This window comes from Streptomyces californicus (genome assembly GCF_000717645.1).
In the GTDB taxonomy this organism is placed as follows: Bacteria; Actinomycetota; Actinomycetes; order Streptomycetales; family Streptomycetaceae; genus Streptomyces; species Streptomyces californicus.
The window spans coordinates 1-18,928 of record NZ_JNZZ01000036.1; the positions used below are offsets into that span (position 1 = coordinate 1).

The 18,928-nt window shown below is 70.4% G+C and carries 22 protein-coding genes; 1 reads left to right on the forward strand and 21 read right to left on the reverse strand.

All coding sequences use genetic code 11. From position 1 onward, the window contains the following. The 16 genes from IF19_RS0131230 to IF19_RS0131305 form a co-directional block, all read right to left on the reverse strand. Positions 1–349, reverse strand: a 349-nt coding sequence (locus tag IF19_RS0131230; RefSeq protein WP_030290222.1) for a peptidoglycan recognition protein family protein, incomplete at its 3' end; no start/stop codon positions are given. Then, positions 349–585, reverse strand: coding sequence for a hypothetical protein (locus IF19_RS01000000135120; protein WP_030114506.1), 237 nt, complete (start codon positions 583–585; stop codon positions 349–351). The genes IF19_RS01000000135120 and IF19_RS0131230, both read right to left, overlap by 1 nt. 70 nt (positions 586–655) lie before the next feature. Continuing rightward, positions 656–1,060, reverse strand: a complete 405-nt coding sequence (locus IF19_RS0131240; protein WP_030114505.1) for a hypothetical protein — start codon at positions 1,058–1,060, stop codon at positions 656–658. Positions 1,061–1,070: 10 nt separating this feature from the next. Next, positions 1,071–4,397, reverse strand: a complete 3,327-nt coding sequence (locus IF19_RS0131245) for a hypothetical protein (RefSeq protein WP_050494021.1) — start codon at positions 4,395–4,397, stop codon at positions 1,071–1,073. A gap of 3 nt (positions 4,398–4,400) precedes the next feature. Then, positions 4,401–7,598, reverse strand: coding sequence for a phage tail tape measure protein (locus IF19_RS1000000138755; protein WP_030276523.1), 3,198 nt, complete (start codon positions 7,596–7,598; stop codon positions 4,401–4,403). 201 nt (positions 7,599–7,799) lie between these two features. After that, complete coding sequence (locus IF19_RS0131255) at positions 7,800–8,321, reverse strand: DUF7426 family protein (protein WP_030114501.1); 522 nt, start codon at positions 8,319–8,321, stop codon at positions 7,800–7,802. Beyond that, the gene (locus IF19_RS0131260) at positions 8,321–8,794 is read right to left on the reverse strand and encodes a phage tail tube protein (RefSeq protein ID WP_030114500.1); all 474 of its coding nucleotides are present in this window, start codon (positions 8,792–8,794) and stop codon (positions 8,321–8,323) included. Before IF19_RS0131260 ends, IF19_RS0131255 begins: the two co-directional genes overlap by 1 nt. A gap of 10 nt (positions 8,795–8,804) precedes the next feature. After that, a complete protein-coding gene (locus IF19_RS0131265; RefSeq protein WP_030114499.1) occupies positions 8,805–9,230 on the reverse strand; it encodes a minor capsid protein in 426 nt (141 codons plus the stop codon). Next, on the reverse strand, positions 9,227–9,577 hold the full coding sequence (locus IF19_RS0131270) for a hypothetical protein (protein ID WP_030114498.1): 351 nt from the start codon (positions 9,575–9,577) through the stop codon (positions 9,227–9,229). The genes IF19_RS0131265 and IF19_RS0131270 overlap by 4 nt, the downstream gene beginning before the upstream one ends. 12 nt (positions 9,578–9,589) lie before the next feature. After that, on the reverse strand, positions 9,590–9,796 hold the full coding sequence (locus tag IF19_RS0131275; RefSeq protein WP_234313280.1) for a hypothetical protein: 207 nt from the start codon (positions 9,794–9,796) through the stop codon (positions 9,590–9,592). A 107-nt stretch (positions 9,797–9,903) separates the two neighbouring features. Further along, complete coding sequence (locus IF19_RS0131280) at positions 9,904–10,569, reverse strand: hypothetical protein (protein WP_050494022.1); 666 nt, start codon at positions 10,567–10,569, stop codon at positions 9,904–9,906. Between the two features lie 138 nt (positions 10,570–10,707). Next, a complete protein-coding gene (locus tag IF19_RS0131285) occupies positions 10,708–11,220 on the reverse strand; it encodes a hypothetical protein (protein WP_050494024.1) in 513 nt (170 codons plus the stop codon). Next, entirely contained in the window at positions 11,220–11,645 is a 426-nt protein-coding gene (locus IF19_RS0131290) for a hypothetical protein (RefSeq protein ID WP_030276526.1), read from the reverse strand. The genes IF19_RS0131285 and IF19_RS0131290 overlap by 1 nt, the downstream gene beginning before the upstream one ends. Next, positions 11,642–12,028: a hypothetical protein gene (locus tag IF19_RS0131295; protein WP_030114493.1), complete on the reverse strand. Its 387-nt coding sequence runs from the start codon at positions 12,026–12,028 to the stop codon at positions 11,642–11,644. Before IF19_RS0131295 ends, IF19_RS0131290 begins: the two co-directional genes overlap by 4 nt. Positions 12,029–12,107: 79 nt before the next feature. Then, positions 12,108–13,058 (reverse strand): P22 phage major capsid protein family protein, encoded by a 951-nt coding sequence (locus IF19_RS0131300; RefSeq protein ID WP_030114492.1) that lies wholly within the window; start codon positions 13,056–13,058, stop codon positions 12,108–12,110. Between the two features lie 15 nt (positions 13,059–13,073). Further along, entirely contained in the window at positions 13,074–13,874 is an 801-nt protein-coding gene (locus IF19_RS0131305; protein ID WP_030114491.1) for a hypothetical protein, read from the reverse strand. Positions 13,875–13,989: 115 nt separating this feature from the next. Here IF19_RS0131305 and IF19_RS0131310 point away from each other — a divergent pair, with 115 nt between their 5' ends. After that, entirely contained in the window at positions 13,990–14,274 is a 285-nt protein-coding gene (locus tag IF19_RS0131310) for a hypothetical protein (RefSeq protein WP_030114490.1), read from the forward strand. Here the strand turns inward: IF19_RS0131310 and IF19_RS0131315 are convergent. From IF19_RS0131315 to IF19_RS0131335, 5 genes are read right to left on the reverse strand one after another with little or no spacing between them, the layout of a single operon-like run. After that, a complete protein-coding gene (locus IF19_RS0131315; RefSeq protein ID WP_030276529.1) occupies positions 14,271–15,386 on the reverse strand; it encodes a phage minor capsid protein in 1,116 nt (371 codons plus the stop codon). The two genes, IF19_RS0131310 and IF19_RS0131315, sit on opposite strands and share 4 nt — an antisense overlap. Positions 15,387–15,395: 9 nt before the next feature. Then, positions 15,396–16,910: a phage portal protein gene (locus IF19_RS0131320; RefSeq protein ID WP_030114487.1), complete on the reverse strand. Its 1,515-nt coding sequence runs from the start codon at positions 16,908–16,910 to the stop codon at positions 15,396–15,398. Next, the gene (locus IF19_RS0131325; protein WP_030114486.1) at positions 16,891–17,070 is read right to left on the reverse strand and encodes a hypothetical protein; all 180 of its coding nucleotides are present in this window, start codon (positions 17,068–17,070) and stop codon (positions 16,891–16,893) included. Before IF19_RS0131325 ends, IF19_RS0131320 begins: the two co-directional genes overlap by 20 nt. After that, the gene (locus IF19_RS0131330; protein WP_030114485.1) at positions 17,067–18,344 is read right to left on the reverse strand and encodes a PBSX family phage terminase large subunit; all 1,278 of its coding nucleotides are present in this window, start codon (positions 18,342–18,344) and stop codon (positions 17,067–17,069) included. The genes IF19_RS0131325 and IF19_RS0131330 overlap by 4 nt, the downstream gene beginning before the upstream one ends. After that, positions 18,344–18,874, reverse strand: coding sequence for a helix-turn-helix domain-containing protein (locus IF19_RS0131335; protein ID WP_050494036.1), 531 nt, complete (start codon positions 18,872–18,874; stop codon positions 18,344–18,346). The genes IF19_RS0131330 and IF19_RS0131335 overlap by 1 nt, the downstream gene beginning before the upstream one ends. Positions 18,875–18,928 lie beyond the last annotated feature (54 nt).

Below are 18,928 nucleotides of genomic sequence, written 5' to 3' on the forward strand. Positions count from 1 at the left end.
CCTCGTTGTCCGGAGGCAGCGCCTTCTCCGCGATGACGGCGCGCAGGACGTCGTCGTCGCCGAGTCCGGCGTGGTTGGCCCGGCCGTTCCCGACGAGGTGGACCGTGCCGTCCTTGGCGATCACGCCGTGGCAGAGCGGGCCGGGCAGGGCGGAGTGGCCGTTGTAGCAGAGCTCGACGGAGGACGAGGTGCCCGAGGTCACGGTGTGGTGGATCATCACCCCATGCGTCGGACCCCACGGCCCCTTGTGATTCCGATTGTTGGTGCGCCAGCTCCGATGCTCGACGACGTGGAGCCCCTCGTCACGGAGCGCCTTGAGCAGCTTGTCGGCGGACAGCGGCACGGACATCATCTGCTCCCCTCATCGGATTCCGAGATCACGGCCAAGAGGACCGCGCAGTCCTTCGCCTCCCGAAGCTTCCGCAGGGCCGCGCTCAGCTCCGGGTCGTCGGGAAGCCTGTCGAGGAGCTGCTGCCCAAGGTCGTGGAAGGGCTTGCTCACCTCCTGGAGGTGAGCGGGGAGGTGGTCGTAAGCGAGGCCGCGGACCGCCTGGGCGGTGCTCGGGTGTCTGCCGGTGGTGTCCATGGGTGCCTCCAAGGCATGAAGAAGCCCCAGGCCGGGGCGGCGTGGGGCGTGGGGCGGGGGGCAGAGACGGTCAGCCTGTGACGAAGGTCCCGGCGAAGTTCACGCTGGCGCCAGACGCGATGCTGCTGGTGGGGTCCATGCTGGTCAGGGTGCAGACCCCGCTTGGCAAGATCCGGACCGAGCCGGAGGCGGTCCCCGCCTTGTCGAAGCTGGTCACATACATGTCGGCAGGACGGCAGTCCGGCGGCAGCGTGGCGCAGGCGATGTCGCCGATGTTCCCCGCTGAGTCGGCCGCGCCGAGGGAGGCGCCCGACCGGATGAGGATCAGCGTCCACTCCGTGACTCCACCCGCCCGCCGCCCGCTGAAGGTCGACACGGTGAAGCCGGCCGCGGGCGTCGCCACGCTGGTCAAGGGCACGGGCGTGAAGTCGTTCAGACGTGAGTCGGTGATCCTCATGCCGGGCTGCCAGAGCATGCGCTCCTCCTCATAGGGCGACGATGGTGGGGTGGGCGAGCCTCACGTCAGTCCCGGACGAGTGCCCCTTGCGGATGCCGTTGACGGCTCGGGCCACGGTCATCTGCTGTGGGCCGCAGTGCAGGTTGTCGAAGCTCGCCGTCAGCGAGGCGGTCGTGGCGGCGCTGCCGAGCAGGGACCGACACCCTACGGACCCTGGAGCAGTGAGATCACTGTCCGTCACGGACAGCTGCCACCCGGTCGGCTCCGCCGTCCCTCTCAGCCACATCTTCATGGCCAGGGTGCTGCCGATGATGGACAGGCGGACGGTGTACCAGGCACCAGGCGCATACGTGAGCCCCGTCGCGTAGGCCGACCCCAGCTGGGTTTCGCCCCCGACGCGTTTCCGGAGCGTCAGCGTCATAGCCCCCGATGCCGCTACCTGCACCCGACCGAAGTACATGCTGGTGGCCCCGCTCGCCCGGACCATGGGGAAGATGTATGCGGAGTCCCCCACCGGCAACGAGTTCAGCGACCAGTCGAACCGGAGGTCTTGGTCGGCTGCTGACGCGCTGGCGAGGGTGTGCCGGATGGTGTCCCGGGGGGTCATGGAGTGCTGGCCGACCCCGCCGGACACGGCGTAGTCGCCGGGGACGCCGCCGAGGAGCGTCCACGGTTGGCCACTGGGTGCCGTGCCCCACCCGGCCGATACGGTCCGGCCGGTGAAATCGTCCTCGGCCTGCCCAGTGATCGCGGTGCAGGTGGCGACCTCGCCGCCGGCCTTCACGTCGAACGGGAAGTCGCTCGGGTACTCCGCGGTCGTGATCCAGGCGCGGCCGGCCGTCACGGTGATCGGCCACGCCGTAGCGCCCTCCGTCACCGGGGCGGCCAGGACAGTACCGGACGTGTCCACCCGCCCGTGCACCGTATCGCCGACCACGCCGACCCGGTACGGGCTCGCCGGGGTGCAGACCAGGGTGACCGTCCACGCGCGCGGGCGTGGTTCGTGCTGGATCTGCATCACGTGCAGATCTGTCGTCGACTCACCCACCCACAGGGGCAGTCCGGTCAGCCGTACGAGGTCTCCGATCCGGAGGCGAAGCGCAGCTGGGATCAGCTCCGGGTGCTTATGCAGGTTCACCTTGATGCTCGGGTAGCGGGCCTCGTCCACCGTGCCGAGGTGCGCGAGCCACGACGCCATCGGCTGTGCCTGCGCGTCGTCCGCGAGATTCAGCTCGACGGACTCGTCGTAGACGCCCACGCCACCCTGCTCGGACGGCAGGACCGAGAGTGGACCGGTTTCGACGACCGCGCGCCCTGACCCGCCCCCGCGCCGGCTGGCCGTGACGTCGTTCCGTACGGCCTGGTCGTCCTCGACCGGCTCCAGGGACGGAGCGATTGCCCCGTACGGCAGCACGAGCTTCGGCGACTGGTTGTAGAGCGAGGCCCGTGTCCGGTAGACCAGCCCCAAGGCGTCCGGCCGTTCCATGAGGATTCCGCCGTCGGCCTCCGCGCATTCGTGCAGCAGCTCCACCAGGGTCTGTGGACGCTGCGGACCCATCAGCGCGCTATCAGCCGGGTCGCCCAGGACGGCCAGCTGCACCCCCTCCTCGGTCGCGAGCCGGACCGCTCGGGCACCCGCGGTCTCCCGGTTGTACCCGTGGTCGGCGTAGTCCATCACCTGCACGCCGGTACTGCTGAAGACCGAGAGGTGCCCGATCGCCGTCGCCTCCAGGACGGAGGTGTAGGACCCGCTGATCCCTCGCAGAGGGCCCACAGTGCCGGTGAATGACTGGTTCCAGACGCCTCCGGACCCGCCGATCGGGAGGATCAGGACGGAGATCCGGACCAGGGTTCCGTCCTGCGTCAGCGTCAGCCGGAAGCGATTCCACTGACCTGCGACCGGGCCTGAACCGCCAGTCAGTAGCGCCGAAGAGCTTTCGCCGTCGGCACTGGTCCCCATGATGGTGACCCCGCCGCCGGGGCCGATCCGCACCGAGAGGCGAGGCCACGGAGACACCCCAGTGGCCAGCTCCAGGATGGGCATCAGGAGCGTCGGCTCCACGGCCCGGAAGTACACGAACTCCAGCTGCCAGGAGGTGCTGGCGGGGTACGCGGGCACGGACGCCTTCAGCGTGGCCCCCGCCGTGATAGTCGGCAACGGGGACGAGCCCGGCAGCGTGTCGGCCGACGCCCAGTCCAGCCCCGGCGCGACGAGAGGCGCGCACCGAGGGACCGGGCTGTACGCCTGGGTCGCGCTGTCGCCCTCCTCCATCGGCCAGTACGCCACCGGCGCCCCACTCGGAATGCGCCGTCGCAGAGTCGAGTTGAGCGCCTTCCGGCCCTGCTGCATCCGCCGCAGAATCCCCGCGCCCTCGACAGGCACCCAGGCGTCCTGACCGGACGGGGCCCACCGGGATGGCCAGGACGCGATTTCGCCGACGCCGATGGGCTCCTGGGTGGTGATCTTCGCGTCGCCTTCGAGAGCCCACACTCGGCCGGTGGCGTCCGTGTGCGACGTCGCGCCAGCCGGTGCTGTCGCCCAGTCGACCTTGGCCGCCACGGGCCCGCCGATGCCGGCCCGGATCTCCGCGCCGTGCACCCGGCCCGGCATCCCGATCCACGACGTGGTCGGGATATCGCCGATCGAGAGCGGCGTCGAGGACGCATATGTCGACGTGGTGCCGGACCGCACGGTCGGCGACCCGAGCTGAGTCCACGGGCCCGCCAGGGTCGGCGCCTTGTACCAGGTGATCACATGGCTGCCCGACCCGTTGTCCACGTCCAGGGTGACGCGAGCCGCGGCCCGCTCGCCCGGCTGGAGCTCCAGTGCCGGCGACACCGCCCCACTGCTGTCGGTGCCGTTCGGCGACCAGTTCACTTGCAGGCGCCCGGTCTTCGCCTGCACGACGAGGACCCAGGAGCGCCCCGGGGCCGGGTCCCACCGGCTGAGCAGTTCTGTCGCATCGGCCGGCGACCAGGTCTCGGGGGTGAGCTCGACTCGCAGGTCGAGGTCAGTCGACCCGGCCGGGAGGCCGGTGCCCGCCGTGACGGCACGGGCACCGGGGGCCCCGTCCAGCGACAGGTAGGTCTCCCCGCCCGGCACCGAGATCCTGACCGGTGTGTTCCGACCGAGCTTGCCGTAGTACGGCGACAGAGGGTTCCTCGGGCTGAAGACGCCATCCTTGTTGTTGAGGGTGAGGGACAGGGACGCCGGGTCCACCCCGGTGCCCTGCGCGCTCATCCCCGCCACCGTCCGGATCGGGTCCCGCGTGTACGCGCGCTTCGTCACGTCCACCCAGGTGGTCCCGATCCGGAGCTCCGCGCGGAGCCCGAGCGGATCCTCGGGGAAGGCCATCGCCTACCTCCTTCCGCCGAGGACGAGTTGCACGTCCCCGCCCTTCGCCTGCACGGAGCTGCGCAACTCCTCGACGAGCCAGTCCGAGCGACGGGACCCGTCGGACCGGATCTCGATCACGGTCGGAGCCGCCGAACCCCGTGAGCCGGAGCTGAAGCCGCCGCCGTACGAGCCCGCACCCGCCGGCGTGATCACCGCGTCCGGGTCGACCAGGCCAGCCATCGACCGGTCGACCAGGCCACGCTCGCCGTCGATGCCCGCGACCAGGCCGCGCGGGATGTACTTCCCGATCGCCGCCATCACCCGAGACGGGCTCTTGATGCCGAGCGCCCGCCGGATCGCCCGCTGCATGCCGGTAGCGATTTTCAGCATCTGCCGTTCGATCGCCGCCTGCTCCCGCTGGAGCCCACGGACGAGACCCTGGCCGGCCTGAATGCCCGCGCCGTACATCGCGTCGCCCGCGGTCGCCCCCGCGCGCCCCGCCGCCCTGACGAGCGCCGCCTGATTCGCGTTGGCCTGCTTGATCTGCGCCTGCGACGCCGTAGCCAGAGCGGCGGCCGCCGACGCGCCCTGCTCGACCCCGGCCTGCGCGATCTGCGAGATCAGGTCGGCCCTGAGCCCCTTCTTGCGGAGCGCCGCCAGGTGCGCCTCGAAGGTCCGGGCCCGGGATGCCTGGGCGTCGAGCGTCTGGATGATCTGGTCGGCGCTGGTCGGCCCGCCGTCCCCCACGATGTTCCCGGCTTCGAGGACGCCCTTCCGCACATCGGCGGCGAGGGTGTCGCGGGCCTTGATCTGGTCGGCGAGCTTCTTCTGCGCGGTCTTCAGCCGCCCCGCTACCACTAGCTCGCGGTTGGCCAGCTTCACCAGCTTCTTGCTGTCGGAGCTGATCCGGCCGAGCGCCTTCGACCTGGTCTTCCCCGGGCGGAGGCTGTCGGTGACGATGTCCGCGAGCTTCGCGGCCGCCGCCCGGACCTGCTTCGCGGAGCCGGTGAGTCCGTCGACCAGGCCGCGGGCGATCCACCGCCCCTGCGCCTTCGTCACCTTCGAGGGGCTCGCGATCCCCAAAGCCTTCGCGATCGGCCCGGGGATGACGCTCCGCGCCCAGCCCATGATCTTGGCCTTGATCCAGCCGCCCATTGCCTGGATTCCCGACCACAGGCCCTGGACGACGTTGCGGCCCTTCTCCAGCAGCAGCGAGCCCAGGCTTCCGAGGCCCGCACTGATGCGTCCAGGCAGGCCGGAGGCCCATTGGATGAGCTGGACCGCTTTGGCTGTGGCGCCGGATTTGATGCGGTCCCAGTGCCGCAAGAAGATCGAGACGATGTTCCACCGGAGGAAGAAGCCGATGATGGCCGAGGCGATGCCCTTGATCTTGTCCCAGATCCACCCCCACGCCTGGGTAGTCCACTTGACGATCTTGTCCCAGTTCTTCCAGATCAGGACACCGAGCCCGACGATCGCGGCGATCACCCAGCCGACCGGGCCCATCGCGATCACCCACGCGGCAGCCATCCGGGCGCCCTGGAGTAGGGACTGCACGCCCATCAGCAGCCAGGCCCCGACCACGCGCGCACCCGCAGCCACCTGACCGGCCGCCGACGCAGCCGCCCCCGCACCGGCCATCAACCACCCGGCCGCCACCCGGGCCCCGTTGAGCACCGCGCGGCCCGCCATCAGCAGCCACGCGCCGGCCACACGGCCGGCCGCGGCGATCTGCGTTCCGGCCGACCGCAGCGCGGCGACACCGGACATGACCCACCCGGCCACCACCTGCGCGCCCCGCACCGTCGCGGCCACGCCCATCAGGACCAACGCCGGCACGAGCACACCCGCGACAACACCGGCGACGATGCGCAGGGTGACGCCGTTCTTCTGCGCCCACTGCCCAAACCGCATCAGGGCCGGAATTACCTGGGCGCCCAGGACATTCACGATGCCCTGCGTCACACCGCGCTTGAAAGCCTCGACGCGCACACCGGCGGACTCCTGAATCGAGTTCCCGGCCTTGTCGACCGCCCCGGAAAAGGTACCGAATTTCGCGGCCGCCTTTGACGGGTCCATGGTGTCGAAAGCGCCACCAAGGTCCTCGAATTTGGTGCCGAAGAGCCCGATGGCGACGGTGTTCTTCTTGACGGGGTCGTCGAGTCCGCGGATCTTGTCGAAGATCGTGTCCATCGCCTTGGTGGCCTTGGGGCCGCCAGCAGCAAGGATCTTGATCATCTTGTCGGCGTCGAGGCCGAGCGCCTTGTACGCCTCGGCCGCCGCTTCGCTGCCGTCGATGGACAGGAGCGAGAATTCCTTGATTGCGTCAGCCGCGATATCCGTGTCGCGTGCACCCCCGGCGAGAGCCTGCGAAACAAGCCCCATTGCCATCGGTCCATCAATTCCGACCTTGCGAAATTGGGTGCTGTACTCATCGAACGTATCGAGGAGATCCTCGCTCGCATTCAGGCCCTTCTGCTGGGCCTTGACGAGAATGTCCATCGCCTCTTCGGCGTCACGTGCCATCCCCGTCTTGACCATCTTCCCGACGGTCGTAGAGACGTGCGCGACCTCCTCGCCGAGGATCCGCCCGGTCGTCGCGATCCGGATACCGAGCGCGTCGAGCTGGCGCTCGGTCGCGCCGGTCGGGATCAACCCGTTCTGAGCGATCGCGGCCATGGTGTCGGCGGCGGTCTGGAAGTCCTCGACCATCGCCGAGGCGAAGAGCCGGCCCGCAGCCTTGCCGTACTTCTGCGCGACCGCGGGCGTGCCGCCGATCTGCCCCTCCAGCGTCCCCAGGATCTGGGACTGCTCCAGGTAGTCGGTGATCCCGACCACGAGGGCGGCCCCGGCCGCGACGCCCGCGCCAGCAGCGATGGTCTGGAGCCGGGAGAGACCGCCCTCGGCAGCCTGGACCGCGTCGTCGGCCCCATCTCGGGCCCCGTCGCGGAGCGCGTCGCCGAGGGCATCCCCGGCAGCGTCACCGGACCGGCGGGCAGCGGAGACGAAGCGGCCCCGGGCGTCCCGGATGCTGCCGTCGGCGGCCCGGGTGAAGCCGTCGCCGAGGGCCTGGCCCGCCTGCTGCCCGGCCTGCTCGGCGTCGTCTGCCATCCGCTGCCCGGACGCGTTGAGGTCGCCCTCCGCCCGGCGAAGGGCAGGGCGCACCTCGCCGTCGTCGAGCCGGATGAATCCCACCAGCTCGCCGACGGTCAACGCCACGGTGGCCCCCTTACTTGCTGCGCTCAGGAGGCGCGAAGTGCCGGTTGATCCTGGTCTCCGCAGAGAGGAGCCCGTAGATGCGGGTCTTCAGCCAGCGCCAGCTGCGCGCCCGCATGAGACCGGGGGTGTCGAGGTCGATCCCGTACGTTTGCTGGAAGTCGGCCTCGATCAGGGCCCATTGCTCCAGCAGCCCCGCCCAGGTCAGCTGCGGGCCGCCGCCTTTTTGGGCTTTTTGGGCCGGGATGCCGTCTTCGTACCACTCGTAGAGGCCGGTGGCTTCGTCGTACTCGCCGCACCCTTTGCCGAGGAGGCGCGCGCGCCCGACTTCCGCCGTGCCGCGCGATTCGGTTTTCCCGGCTGCGCCCCGGTCTTCCAGTACTGGGCGGCGGTCTCACGATCCACGGTGATCCACATCATCGCGGTGATCGCGACGTGCTTGAAGCGGGACCAGCGGAGGTCCGTCAGGAGGACGTCGTACTGGTCGCCGAGGCACATCTTGTAGAGGTCCAGCTCCTCCTGGTCGTCCAGGGCCTGGGACTCGACCGGGGCCCCGCCCGCGACCATCCGGGCGGCCAACGTCGTGATCTTCTCGATCTTCACGCCGTCCACGGCCGCCGGGTCCTCGATCCGGTAGACCCGCTCGACACCGTCCTTGCCCGTGACCGGGAGCTCCAGGACGTCGTCGAGGAAGGCGTCGAGCGCCTCGAACTCGCCGGCGCCCATCAGGCGATCGGGTTCGTGATCGGAGTGATCTTGCCGTCGCCGGTGATGGTGATCTCCACCTGGCCCAGCGCGGTGTGCTCGCCGCCGGACTCCTCCCACTTCACGATGCCCGTCCCCTCGTACGCCTCGGGGTAGCCCTCGCGGTCGAACCAACGGCTGTGGACCTTCGAGCCGGAGCCGAACTCGAAGGCCGCGAGGCGCAGCTTCTCGTGGGTCGGGTGGTACGTCCTGACCTGGTCGTTGACCTTGCGGTTCAGGGTCGTGGTCAACTCCCAGGACTGGGCCGTCTTGGTGTTGCCGTTCCAGCCCTCCGACTCGTAGTCGCTGCTGTCCTCGATGTTGGGGTCGGGCATCGGCGGCTTGAAGTCGGTGACGCCCATCACCGTCGTCCATTCCGGGGCCTCGGCGGTGCCCATGTTGAGCTGCCAGCGCCACCGGCGGGCGAGAGCGGTCTCCGGGGTGGGTGTCGACATGCGCGATCTCCTAGTCGTTCAGAAGGGGCCGGGTGGTCCGGAAGTAGAAGTTGCTGGTCAGCTCGTGCCGACCGTGGGTGTCCTGGCCCATGGGCCCGGCGGACTCGCGCCAGGACAGGGCCACGTAGACGCTGCGGAGCCGGTAGCTGCGCCGCTCGTGCAGCAGCCGGAAGGCGCCGTCCGCGAGGGCCCAGACCTCGCGGAGGTCCGGGCCGGCCCGGTACCGGATCTGCACGGCCGTGATCGCGTCCGTGGTGTCGGTGTCCTCGACCGGGTACGGCGTTAGCGCGTACACCCGGGCGGGCTCCTCGGGCATCGCCCCCAGGATGATCGGAGTCTCACCCGGCCGGATCGGGGCGTCGGGCCGGTAGACCCCAAGGCCCCCGCCGGCCATCAGCTCGGCCAGGCCCTGCAGGAGGTCCACGGTGTACGTCATCGCAGCGTCCGCCGGAGCTCGGCCGCGACGATCGCGGCCACCTGCTGCCGGGCCTGGTTCAGCGGCTCCTCTACGTACTTCGCCTGGCGCCCGGGCGCGTGCTGGAAGTCCAGCTCCTCGTGCTGCCGGACCGCGTACGGGGTGTCGTAGCTGACGGCGGAAGTCAGCGTCGCCTCGTCGACTGACGCAGTCCCGGACCGGGACAGGGCGGCCTCGTCGAGCGGGACGACGGCCTGGGTCTCGCCGAGGACGTACTCCGCGGCGAGGAACGCACCGCGGGCGGCGGCGGGCCGGAGCGCGCGCACCACCTGGTCGCCGTTGAAGCGGAGTCTGTAGCGCGCGGGCATGCGGCGGCCTCCCTACTCGAGCTGGATTTCCACGTGGTCGGGGGTGCCGAGGCCGCCGCTGTCCCGGGGCGCGTCCTGGATGACCCGGGTCTGGCGTCCGCCGGGGAGCGTGACCCGGGACAGCGGCGGGGCCGTGGTGCCCGGGGAGGCGTACGCGGTCGACGAGGAGACGACGACGTCCCCCTGGGGTGTCCGTACGTTCCGCGTTTTCTGGTCCAAGAGGCACCGCACCTCGACCGGGGGGCCGTACAGCGGGCCCGTGCTGGTCCGGCCTGCATACGGCTCGACGACGATCTGATGCCGCAGGAAGCGGCGCGGGATGGCCATCAGCAGCTCGCCAGAGCCGTGAAGCGGATGTGTTGCGAGGGGATGAGCTGGAGCGCCCGGAGGAGCTTGGGCGCGTAGTAGGACGGGCTCGCACGGTTGTCGCCCGCGCCGAACTGGAGGTTCACGCTGCCGATCTGGGCTCCCTGGAGAGGGCCGGAGATGTCGGTCTCCTCGCCGACCTCGCCCCAGAACTCCACCTGGCTGCACACCGCGTCCCGGAATCCGGCGGCGACGAGGGGGTGTGTCGGCATCCCGTCGCTGTCCACCTCGTAGATCGCGGTGAGCAGAAAGTCGCTGTCGAGGAGCTGCGACGCCCGTTCGAGCAGCCGCTGAGCGCCCAGCGGCGGCGCCTGTCCGAGGGCGTTGGCGAGATCGGTCGTCGTGGCGTACACCCGGCCGTCCCCGCGCGCGCCCGGGGCGGGAGCGATGGACACGAGCTCGTGCTCGACGCCCGCGCCGGTGCCGGTGATCGACCACGACAGCCGCCACACCCCGGCCGCCGTGTAGACCACCGGCGCGGTCCACGCCGCGCCGTCATCCACAGGCGTGACCACAGGTGTGGATACCGTGCCGTCCGGCGCGGCCACGACCAGCGTCACCGCCGTCGTCTCGTCGTGCTCGCCGACCTCCAGCCGAGCCGTGACGAGGTCTCCCACATCGGGCATCGAGTCCTCCTGTTCAGTGGCGCGGGCGGCCGGAACCCCGTCGGCCGTGCGAGAGCGCCCACCACAGCACTCCGTCGCGCGGCCAGGCTCCGACCGCCCACGCCTCCACCACCGCACCCACGGGATGGTCCAGGTCGGCTACGCGGACGCGCCGATGATGTGGATGTCGTAGGTGACCGCCGACCCCGCGCCGGAGTTGGCGATCTTCAGCAGGTCGCCGGTCGACGCGGTGACCGCGTAGCCGATCGCGTCGGCCACCCCGGTCCCGACGGCAACGAACCCGCCCGGGCGGACGGTCAGCGTGTGCGTCGCGCCGAGCAACGTGGCCCACGGGTTGCTGGACGCAGCGCCGACGACCACGTTGTTCGTGTTCCCGGCCGCCGCCGCGATCACCAAGCCCTTAATCCGGGCGAAGGTGATCGTCGCGCCGAACGCGTCGATGAGGACGCCCGCCAGGTCGAGGTCCTCGGTCCCCGACGCGGCCAGCGTGCGCCGATCGGAGAACACCCTGTCGGCCTTGCCCGCTCCTGTGCCGCTCGCCAGGGACATGGACCGGGACAGCGACTGGGGCGCCCGGCTGGTCCCGAGGTCGATGGCGGTGACCTGCTCGGCGAAGGCGGACACCGCGAGCATCGTTCCGGACAGCGGCATCAGCTATCGCCCCCGTACCGGGCCGCGAGCTCGTCGCGGGTGAGGCCCTCGATCTCGGCCTCCTCGTTGGAGTCCTTGGCGCGCGTGTGGGCGTACGCCTGCCAGTCGGCACGGCTGGCGTTCTTGGCCGGCTGGCGGGGCTCGCCCACCGGGGCCTGGCTGACCGGAGTCAGCTCGACCGGCGGCGTGTCCTGCGTCGGCACCTCGTGAGCCGCCGGGGGCGTCGTCTCGACGAGAACCTGGCCGGGGCCCCGCTCGGCCCGAGGCCCGGCCAGGGAGGGACGGGACAGGATGCCGTCGGCGACCACGGGCGGGTTCGGCTCGTCGTCGCCGAGCCGCTTCCAGTTGGGCAGCGAATCGAGTCGGGCGGACCGGCCGTCCATCTCGACCCGGTCGCCGGTCCGCTCGTTGAAGTAGGTGGTCATGCTGCCGGTACCGCCGTTCGCAGGTCGACCTGAACCAGGGTCTCGGTCGGGGAGCCCCCGGGGGTGCCGAGAACGACGGACAGGTTGTCACCGGCCGCGCAGGTGGCGTTCTGGACGGTGGTGCTTCCCGCCCAGGCGTCGGTCGTGGTGGCCATCGGCGACGCGAGCACGTCGCTGGTGCCCTTCTTGACCTGGACGGTGCCGGACGTCCCGCCGGTCCGGTAGGCACGGACGGCGATGATCACCGCTCCGGCCGGGACCTTGCACAGCTGGTACGTGCCGGCCGCCGAGGAGGCAACACGGACGCTCTTGCTGTACGTGCGGGCCGTCGAGGTGTCGACCTCGCCCGCGCGACCGTCCACGGTGTGGACCTTGTAGCCCATGTGGAATCCCTTCCTGGGAATGCGAAAGGGCCCGCACCGGCGGGCCCTGCTGGGTCAGTGGCGCGTGACGCGCCGAAGATCAGGCGGCGTCGGCACCCTTGATGAGCACGGCGCGGTTGGCGTCGAGGGTCTTGGCGCCGTACAGGGTGTCGATGCTGACGACGTCCTGCTTCTTGTCCTGGTCGTAGCCGTAGATCACGCGCAGGGCGAAGCCCTTGTAGTTCATGATCGCGGCGTTCTGCGCACCCTTGGGGAGCTCCAGCGGGCGGAACGCGAGCGCGAACGCGGTCCGGTGGAAAGCGAGGTTGACCTCGGTGGTCGGCTGGCCCGGGGCCGGAGACTGCGCCGGCTGGCCGACGTTCTGGGTCATGTACGGGTCGAAGCCGGATACGCGGCCGCCCATCGACGCCTCCAGCAGCCCCTCCGTGGAGCCGCGCTTGTCCGCCTGCCGCCAGGTCTTCTCGGCGGTCCAGCGGGCCTGGGTGGTCGGGCCGACGACGACGCTGCGCTGCGAGAGCGGCACGTTCTTCCGGCTCAGGAGTGCTCCGGCCTCGACCAGGACGCGGGAGTCGCTGTACGGGTAGAGGCCGCCCGGGTAGTTGTAGTCCTCGCCCGCGACGTTCTCGGCGACGCCGCCGACCTCCTGGACGATGTCGTCCCGCAGGAGGAGCAGGTCGTTGTCGATCTTCTGGGAGATCGCCTCCATGGCCGGGGTGAGGAGCTGCTCGTCAAAGTCCTCGATCTTCAGCGTCATGTCCTCGGACGTGACGGCGAAGCTCACGTCGGCGAAGTGGTTCAGCGTCATGTTGACGCTGGTCTCCGTCGCCTCCTGGACGATGATGCCCTGCTGCCGGTTGTACTCGTGGGCCTCGAAGACGGCGGGCTTCCGGATGGTGATCGCGTCGCCCTGCTTGCGCGCGAACTCCGGCTCGTAGTCCCGGTGCACGAGCGACGCCATGACGGTGGTCTCGTACAGGTTGGCGAGGGCCTGGCGCGCGATGACCTGCGCGGTCAGGAACTGATTGGCCATGAGGTGTGTCCCTTCTTAGCCGGTGCGGCGCTTGCGGCGCGCCTTCCGGATCTCGTCGATATCGGTGGGGTCGGAGCCGTCGCCGTCCCCAGTTCCGCCGCCGAAGTCGCCAGCGGAGCTGTCGGGGGCCGGCGTTCCGACCTTGAGCTTCGGGTTGTCCTCGACGGCCTTCTTGATGGCCGCGGACACGGCCTTGCCGAAGCCCTCGTCGGAGGGGTCGAGGCCCTTGATCGAGTTCAGGAACGCTCGGGAGTCGGTGAGTGCGTCGGGGTCTGCCCCGTGCTTGCCCGCGCCCCGGTACACCGCCAGCTCGACCGCGGTCTCACGGTGCGCGGCGGTGGCCTGCTCGATCTTGGCCGTCAGGGCGGCCGCGTCCGGCGGGGTGTCCTTCTCGTCCTTGATCAGGCCGAGCGCCTTGCCGAGCTCCTGCACGATCTCCGTGCGGGCCTCGTCGGCGGCCGCCTTCTTCGCTGTCGTACGGGCCTTCGCCGACTCGCCGTTGGCCGCCTTCAGCTCCTTCTGGAGCCGCGCGATCGTTGCCTCGGGACTTTCGTCGCCGGGCTTCTTCGCGGGTGCCTTCGGCTTCGGCTTCTCGCCCTTCGCCGCGTCGTCGTCCGGGCCGTCGTCGTCACCGGTCCCGCCGGTGTCCTCGTCGTCCTGGTCGCCTGCGTCATCGCCCTCATCGCCGGTGTCGTCGTTGCCGGAGCCGGAGTCGTCTCCGTCCCCGCCGTCGGCGTAGAGGAACGGGCCGAAAGGGCCGGTGCCGTAGGGGTGTGACCACCCGGGCCGGTGACGGGCAAGGGTTCCCTGCTGCATCGTGCACTCCTGGTGCGCGTAGTTGGAGGCCCCGCGCCCGGCGGGGCTGTACTGCGGTCCGGACCGCTTCTAGCGGACGGAAGACATGGGCTATGAGGCGGGGTTAACGTGCCCCATGGCAATAAGTGACGAGCAGTTGCTCAACTTCGACAAGGAACGCCTGTCCCACTGGGACGAAGGGCGTGCGGAACACACCCTCACTGGGGAGCACGGCGCGATCTACCGCAACCACCTGGAAATCGCCCACTGGATTGACAGTTGGGTCGAGAACATGGAGCGCAACGACGTGGGCCGTCACAACCCCGAGCAAACGGGGTTCGTGAAGGGAGTACGAGAGATCGCCGCGAACCTACGGCAGGGTGATCTCGTGCCCAACGGGATTCTCTTGCAGGACTCCTAGCGGGACGCCGCAAGCTGTTCGCGGTGACGCTTACGGGGTAGCCCGGTCTCGTCTACCAGGTCCCGGATGCGGGCCTGGTAGGCGCGGACCTTCGCACGCGCGGCCGTCGCCTTGTGCTCGTCCATCGCGCCTGCGGCCTCGCGCTTCCACCGGCGGATCTGCCGCTCGTAGTAGCGCTGCCGCTGTGTGTCCTCGTACGTCCCGCGCGAAGGCGGCTTCGGCTGCTGCTTCGTCAGCCCTGGCAGGTACGCGCGCACGTCGTGCCGGCAGTTCGGATGGAACAACCCGGCGGCACGTGCCTCCGGGAGCGACCCGGCGACCGACACGGTCACCATCCGGCCGTCCTCCGTCGCGTGCTCCAGCTCGACGTCGCGCTCGCCCGGGGCACCGTCACGGGCGAGGATCTTCCCCTCCCAGCGGCGGCACAGCGGGCACTCCTCCGGAGCCTCCGAGATCATCACCAGCTCGACCCCGGCCGCGCCAAGGCGGTCGGTGTGCGCGTCGACCGCCGCACGGCCGACGACGCTGCGGGTGGCCATCTCGACGTACGACCGCATGTCCCACGAGCGGCCGGCGCGGTCGATGAACCCGGTGACGCCGCGTGCGGTGAAGCGGTCGAGGGCGGTCTGCGCGGCCTGGCGGCGGGTTTGCGCCCCGAGCAGCGGAGCCGACGAGGCGTAGGCGACGACCTCCCGATAAACGTCCATGGTCTGCCGGAGGATCCGCAGGTGCACGGGCCCGGTGTCGGCGATGAGCGCGTTGGCCAGGCGGTCGACTGCGGCGGCCGCCGGCACTGCGGAGGCGGCGGCCGCGGCCTGGCCGACGGCGAGCGCGCCGAGCTCCGCCACAGCCGCCTGCTGACCCCGCGCGTACGCCTCCGCGACGGCTTGCTGGATCGCCCCGGACGCATCGAGCTGGAGCGCGTCGATGACAGCCTGGACCGCGGCCTGAAGGTCGCCGAGTGAGCGGGCCTTGAGCTCCAGCCACAGGGGCGACTCGATGTCGGCGGCCAAGGCGTCGCGGATGCGCTCGATGATCGTGCCCTGCGCAGTTTCGTACAGGTCGGCGATGGCCGCCGCGAGGTCCTCGGCGAGCGCGGGGGACACGGGCATCGGGGCCTCCTACGGCAGGGCGCCGGACTGCATCGGGTCCGGCACGGCCATGCCGCCTTCCTGGTGGATGCGCTCGACCTCGGCGGCCACCATCGGGTCGTCCCACTCGGGGTGGGTCATGCGGACGAGGGTGTCGGTCGAGGCCGCGTTCGCCCGGCGCAGGATGTCCGCCGTGTTGGCGAGGGCGAGCGGGTCCTCCTGGACGCCGTCCTGGAACTCGACGTTCGGCCTCGTCGGGACGCCCTTGGTGCCGAATACGTACTGGTCGACCGCGAGGAGTGCGTGCACGGCGTTGGCCAGTCCGGGGCGGACGCGGAGGATCTTCTTCCCCCGGGTGGTCATGCTTCTACGCTCCTTCGAGACGACCTCAGTGGCCGTCACGGCGACGTCCGCGCCGATCCCGAAGGTCTGTGCCGAGTAGCCGCACGACCGGAGGATCTGGTTGATCAGGTCCTCCGAGGTGTCCCGGTGCTCCTGCACGCGGATCGCGAACTGGGAGACCGTGAGGGCCATGCCGTCGCCGCGCGCGAGCGCGTTGACCCCAGCGAACGCCTCCTGGTCCGGATTCCACGACGCGCCCCGGCCGGGGCCGTTGGACTGGAGGTAGGAGTCGGGGACGACGAGGCGGCCCTTGCCGATGCGGATGTCCCGCATCCAGCTGGCGTACGTCTCGTCGAGCTGGTCCATCAGCGACTCGACGCCGTCGAGGTCGGACCGGCCGAAGTCCCGAAGGTACCCGTCCTTTCGCCAGCGCCTGCTGGCCTGGTTCGGGATGTACGAAACGTCGAGGCCCTTAAAGCCCGTCTCGATGATCCCCGCCGCGTTCACGGCGGCCGCGAAGCCGCGGGTCGCCTCGCTCTCCTCCAGCGGGACCGGGTGGCCGAGCCTTCCTGACGTGCCCTGGTACAAGCCGTGCTGGATGCCCTCGGATTCATGGCGCTCCAGGTGTCGCCAGACCTGCCCGTCCTGCTCCCGTACGACCTTCCAGAAGGTGACGGCGGCCAGCTTGCCCCACCGGAACTCGGGCAACGCGGCGTCGGCGTGCACGGCGTCCAGCCAGGGGTGATCCGCGAGCTGCTTGTCGTAGACCGGGCGGAGATAGACGCCGCCGAGTGCGGCCCCGACCTCAGCAGCGGTTTGGAGCGTGGCCAGCATCCCGTCGTCGGTCAGCGCGTCCAGGCGCTCCTGTGTCGCCGCGTTCTCGACGGTGAACTGGGGCGGCTCGGAGAACAGCAGGTCCGCCGATCCGGCGCAGATGTCGCCCGCGATCGGCACGTGGATCTTTGTACGCCGTTCGCCCTGCGCGGTCGGGGTCCCCCACCACCAGCGGGCGATCCGGCCGATAGCCCCGGAGGCGTACTGGAGACGCTTCGGATCCGGCGTCCCGGCCCCGGAGCCGCCTCCGTACAGGGACTCCAGACGGTCCGGGTCGCCTGCCCACCAGGTGTCCCAGGTGTTCATCGACGACAGCGCGGGCGACAGCTTTGGCGGGGGCCAGGGGACGTTACCCGTGGGCAGCGGCATTCGGCACCTCCCCAGCGTGGTCGCGGCCTTCGATCTCGGTTGCCAGCGCCCGGAGCAGGACGGGCAGTTCCGCCTGCATCTCGGCGAACGTCTCGCCCTCGGCTTCACCGACCACTGCGTCCGCCTGGCCCGCAGTACGGAAGACGACTTCGATCTTCACGCGGCCACCTCCAGGCGGGTCGGGATGTACGGGCGCCACAGAGCCTCGGTCGTACGGACGCCGTACCGGAGCGCGTCGCAGCTGTGGTCGTTCTCCTTGATCGGCTTGTCCTCGCCTGCCTCGGCGGCGGTGTCGTCCCAGGAGTAGCCGGGCAGCTCCTCGACCAGGCCGGTCGCGGACTCGTGGATGAGGAGATCGCCGGTGCCGAGAAGAGAGCTGATGGTGCGGATGCCGTCGAGGACGGCGTTGTCGGCGTGCGTCACGCCGGTGACCCCGTCGCGGTGCAGCTGCTCGATGAAGCTGGACGCGGACGGGTCGACGACCGTCCACTCCGGGGTGACCCCCACGGCGGTCGAGTGCGGGTGCCGGACGCTCGCCAGCCACGTGCGGCGGGCCCGGCTGTACTCGGCGTCGGTCATCTGCCGGCGGGCAAGCCGGGAGTCGTGCCGGTACTCCCCGACCACGTACAGCCGCCGGTCCGTACCGAGCCCGACGAGGACGTCCGCGAAGGGGTTCACGGTGCCGTAGTCGATGCCATCCGCCAACCAGCGGTCGATCCTCGGGAGCTCCGAGACGACGTGCCGGGTCGGGTCGAACATCTCGTAGACCGCGCCCTCGGACTGCACCCAGGCACCGAGGATGAAGCGCCGGTACCAGAGGCCGACGTACTCCTTCTTCAGCGAGGCGACATAGTCCGTGTCCAGGGACGGGTTGTCGTCCAAGTTGAAGTGCCAGCTGCGAAGGTTCAGTTCACCCGCGCGGTCGAGGTACTCCTTCTTCAGCCAGTGCCCCGGGTTGTCCGGGTTCGTGGTGCCCATCAGCTTCGCGCCCTTGACGGACAGTCGGCCGAGGAGCTGGCGGAAGAAGTCCTTCGGGAGGAGCGACACCTCGTCGCAGTAGACGAGGCTGACGGTGGCCCCTCGGATCTTGGCCTCCGATCGGCGGTCGTTCGCGCCGATCAGGTGCACCGTCCGGCCGAGGATGACCGCGGTCTTCGCGCCCGGAGTCCAGACGATCAGCTTCGACAGCTCGCCGAACAGGCCGGGGTCGACGAGCGGCTCCATGATGTTCCGGCCGATCGTGTCGAGCGTCCGCCCGGTGATCAGGATGAGGCCGGCGCGCGGGGCGGCGGCGACAGCGGCGAGCAACGCGATCAACGAGGCGATCGTCTTGCCGCTCCTGATGGCCCCGTGCCAGATGTTGATGCGCGCCGTGCACTCGACGATCGAAGCGATCTGCTTCCGGGACAGGGGCAGGTCGACGTTCTGGAGCATCACGCCCCCTCGTCGGCCTCCTGGTCCTGCTGCTGGGCCTGGTAGACCGTCGTCAGTCCGGACATCAGCTGTGTGATGAGGGCCAGGCCCTCTTCGACGCCGGACTCGTCCTTCGGAGGCACGAGCTTCAGGGACCGGTCCACGGCGATTCCGACGGCGGACATCAGGGTCCGCTTCACGTCGGCGGGAGCCTCGGGGAACACGTGGTCCTCGTACGTGTTCTCCTTGCCGCCGAACGACCAGACCGTGGTCGGTACCCAGAGCTGGGCTCGCATGCGCTCGGCGTCGTCCTGGAGCTGCTCGGCGAGCCGGGCCCGGCGGTCCGCGAGGTCTGCCTGACGCACTTCGGTGGCGGCGGCGACCTGCCCGGCACGGGCGGCGAAGGAGATGCCTAGCTTCCCGGCCTCTTCGCTGATCGTGCGCCCGGAGCGGCCGAGCTCCTTGGCGATGGCGTTGCGGCCCTTGCCCTCGGCGTGCAGCTCGCGGATGCGCTCGCGTTCCTGGTCGGTGACGGGGTTGGCCTTCGCCATGGTCACCCCCGGGCGCGCGGAGGCCCGGCCGCGCACGGGCGCAGTCGGGCCGGT

Coding starts and splice junctions, on each gene's coding strand:
- IF19_RS0131305 (WP_030114491.1), bottom strand. CDS start 13,874: ATGCAGCAGGGAACCCTTGCCCGTCACCGGCCCGGGTGGTCACACCCC.
- IF19_RS0131255 (WP_030114501.1), bottom strand. CDS start 8,321: ATGGGCGCCGGCGAGTTCGAGGCGCTCGACGCCTTCCTCGACGACGTC.
- IF19_RS0131285 (WP_050494024.1), bottom strand. CDS start 11,220: ATGCCGCTGTCCGGAACGATGCTCGCGGTGTCCGCCTTCGCCGAGCAG.
- IF19_RS0131245 (WP_050494021.1), bottom strand. CDS start 4,397: ATGGCCTTCCCCGAGGATCCGCTCGGGCTCCGCGCGGAGCTCCGGATC.
- IF19_RS0131315 (WP_030276529.1), bottom strand. CDS start 15,386: ATGCCCGTGTCCCCCGCGCTCGCCGAGGACCTCGCGGCGGCCATCGCC.
- IF19_RS0131280 (WP_050494022.1), bottom strand. CDS start 10,569: ATGCCCGATGTGGGAGACCTCGTCACGGCTCGGCTGGAGGTCGGCGAG.
- IF19_RS0131300 (WP_030114492.1), bottom strand. CDS start 13,058: ATGGCCAATCAGTTCCTGACCGCGCAGGTCATCGCGCGCCAGGCCCTC.
- IF19_RS0131240 (WP_030114505.1), bottom strand. CDS start 1,060: ATGCTCTGGCAGCCCGGCATGAGGATCACCGACTCACGTCTGAACGAC.
- IF19_RS0131335 (WP_050494036.1), bottom strand. CDS start 18,874: ATGGCGAAGGCCAACCCCGTCACCGACCAGGAACGCGAGCGCATCCGC.
- IF19_RS0131295 (WP_030114493.1), bottom strand. CDS start 12,028: ATGGGCTACAAGGTCCACACCGTGGACGGTCGCGCGGGCGAGGTCGAC.
- IF19_RS0131270 (WP_030114498.1), bottom strand. CDS start 9,577: ATGCCCGCGCGCTACAGACTCCGCTTCAACGGCGACCAGGTGGTGCGC.
- IF19_RS01000000135120 (WP_030114506.1), bottom strand. CDS start 585: ATGGACACCACCGGCAGACACCCGAGCACCGCCCAGGCGGTCCGCGGC.
- IF19_RS0131320 (WP_030114487.1), bottom strand. CDS start 16,910: ATGCCGCTGCCCACGGGTAACGTCCCCTGGCCCCCGCCAAAGCTGTCG.
- IF19_RS0131290 (WP_030276526.1), bottom strand. CDS start 11,645: ATGACCACCTACTTCAACGAGCGGACCGGCGACCGGGTCGAGATGGAC.
- IF19_RS0131260 (WP_030114500.1), bottom strand. CDS start 8,794: ATGTCGACACCCACCCCGGAGACCGCTCTCGCCCGCCGGTGGCGCTGG.
- IF19_RS0131330 (WP_030114485.1), bottom strand. CDS start 18,344: ATGCTCCAGAACGTCGACCTGCCCCTGTCCCGGAAGCAGATCGCTTCG.
- IF19_RS0131310 (WP_030114490.1), top strand. CDS start 13,990: ATGGCAATAAGTGACGAGCAGTTGCTCAACTTCGACAAGGAACGCCTG.
- IF19_RS0131265 (WP_030114499.1), bottom strand. CDS start 9,230: ATGACGTACACCGTGGACCTCCTGCAGGGCCTGGCCGAGCTGATGGCC.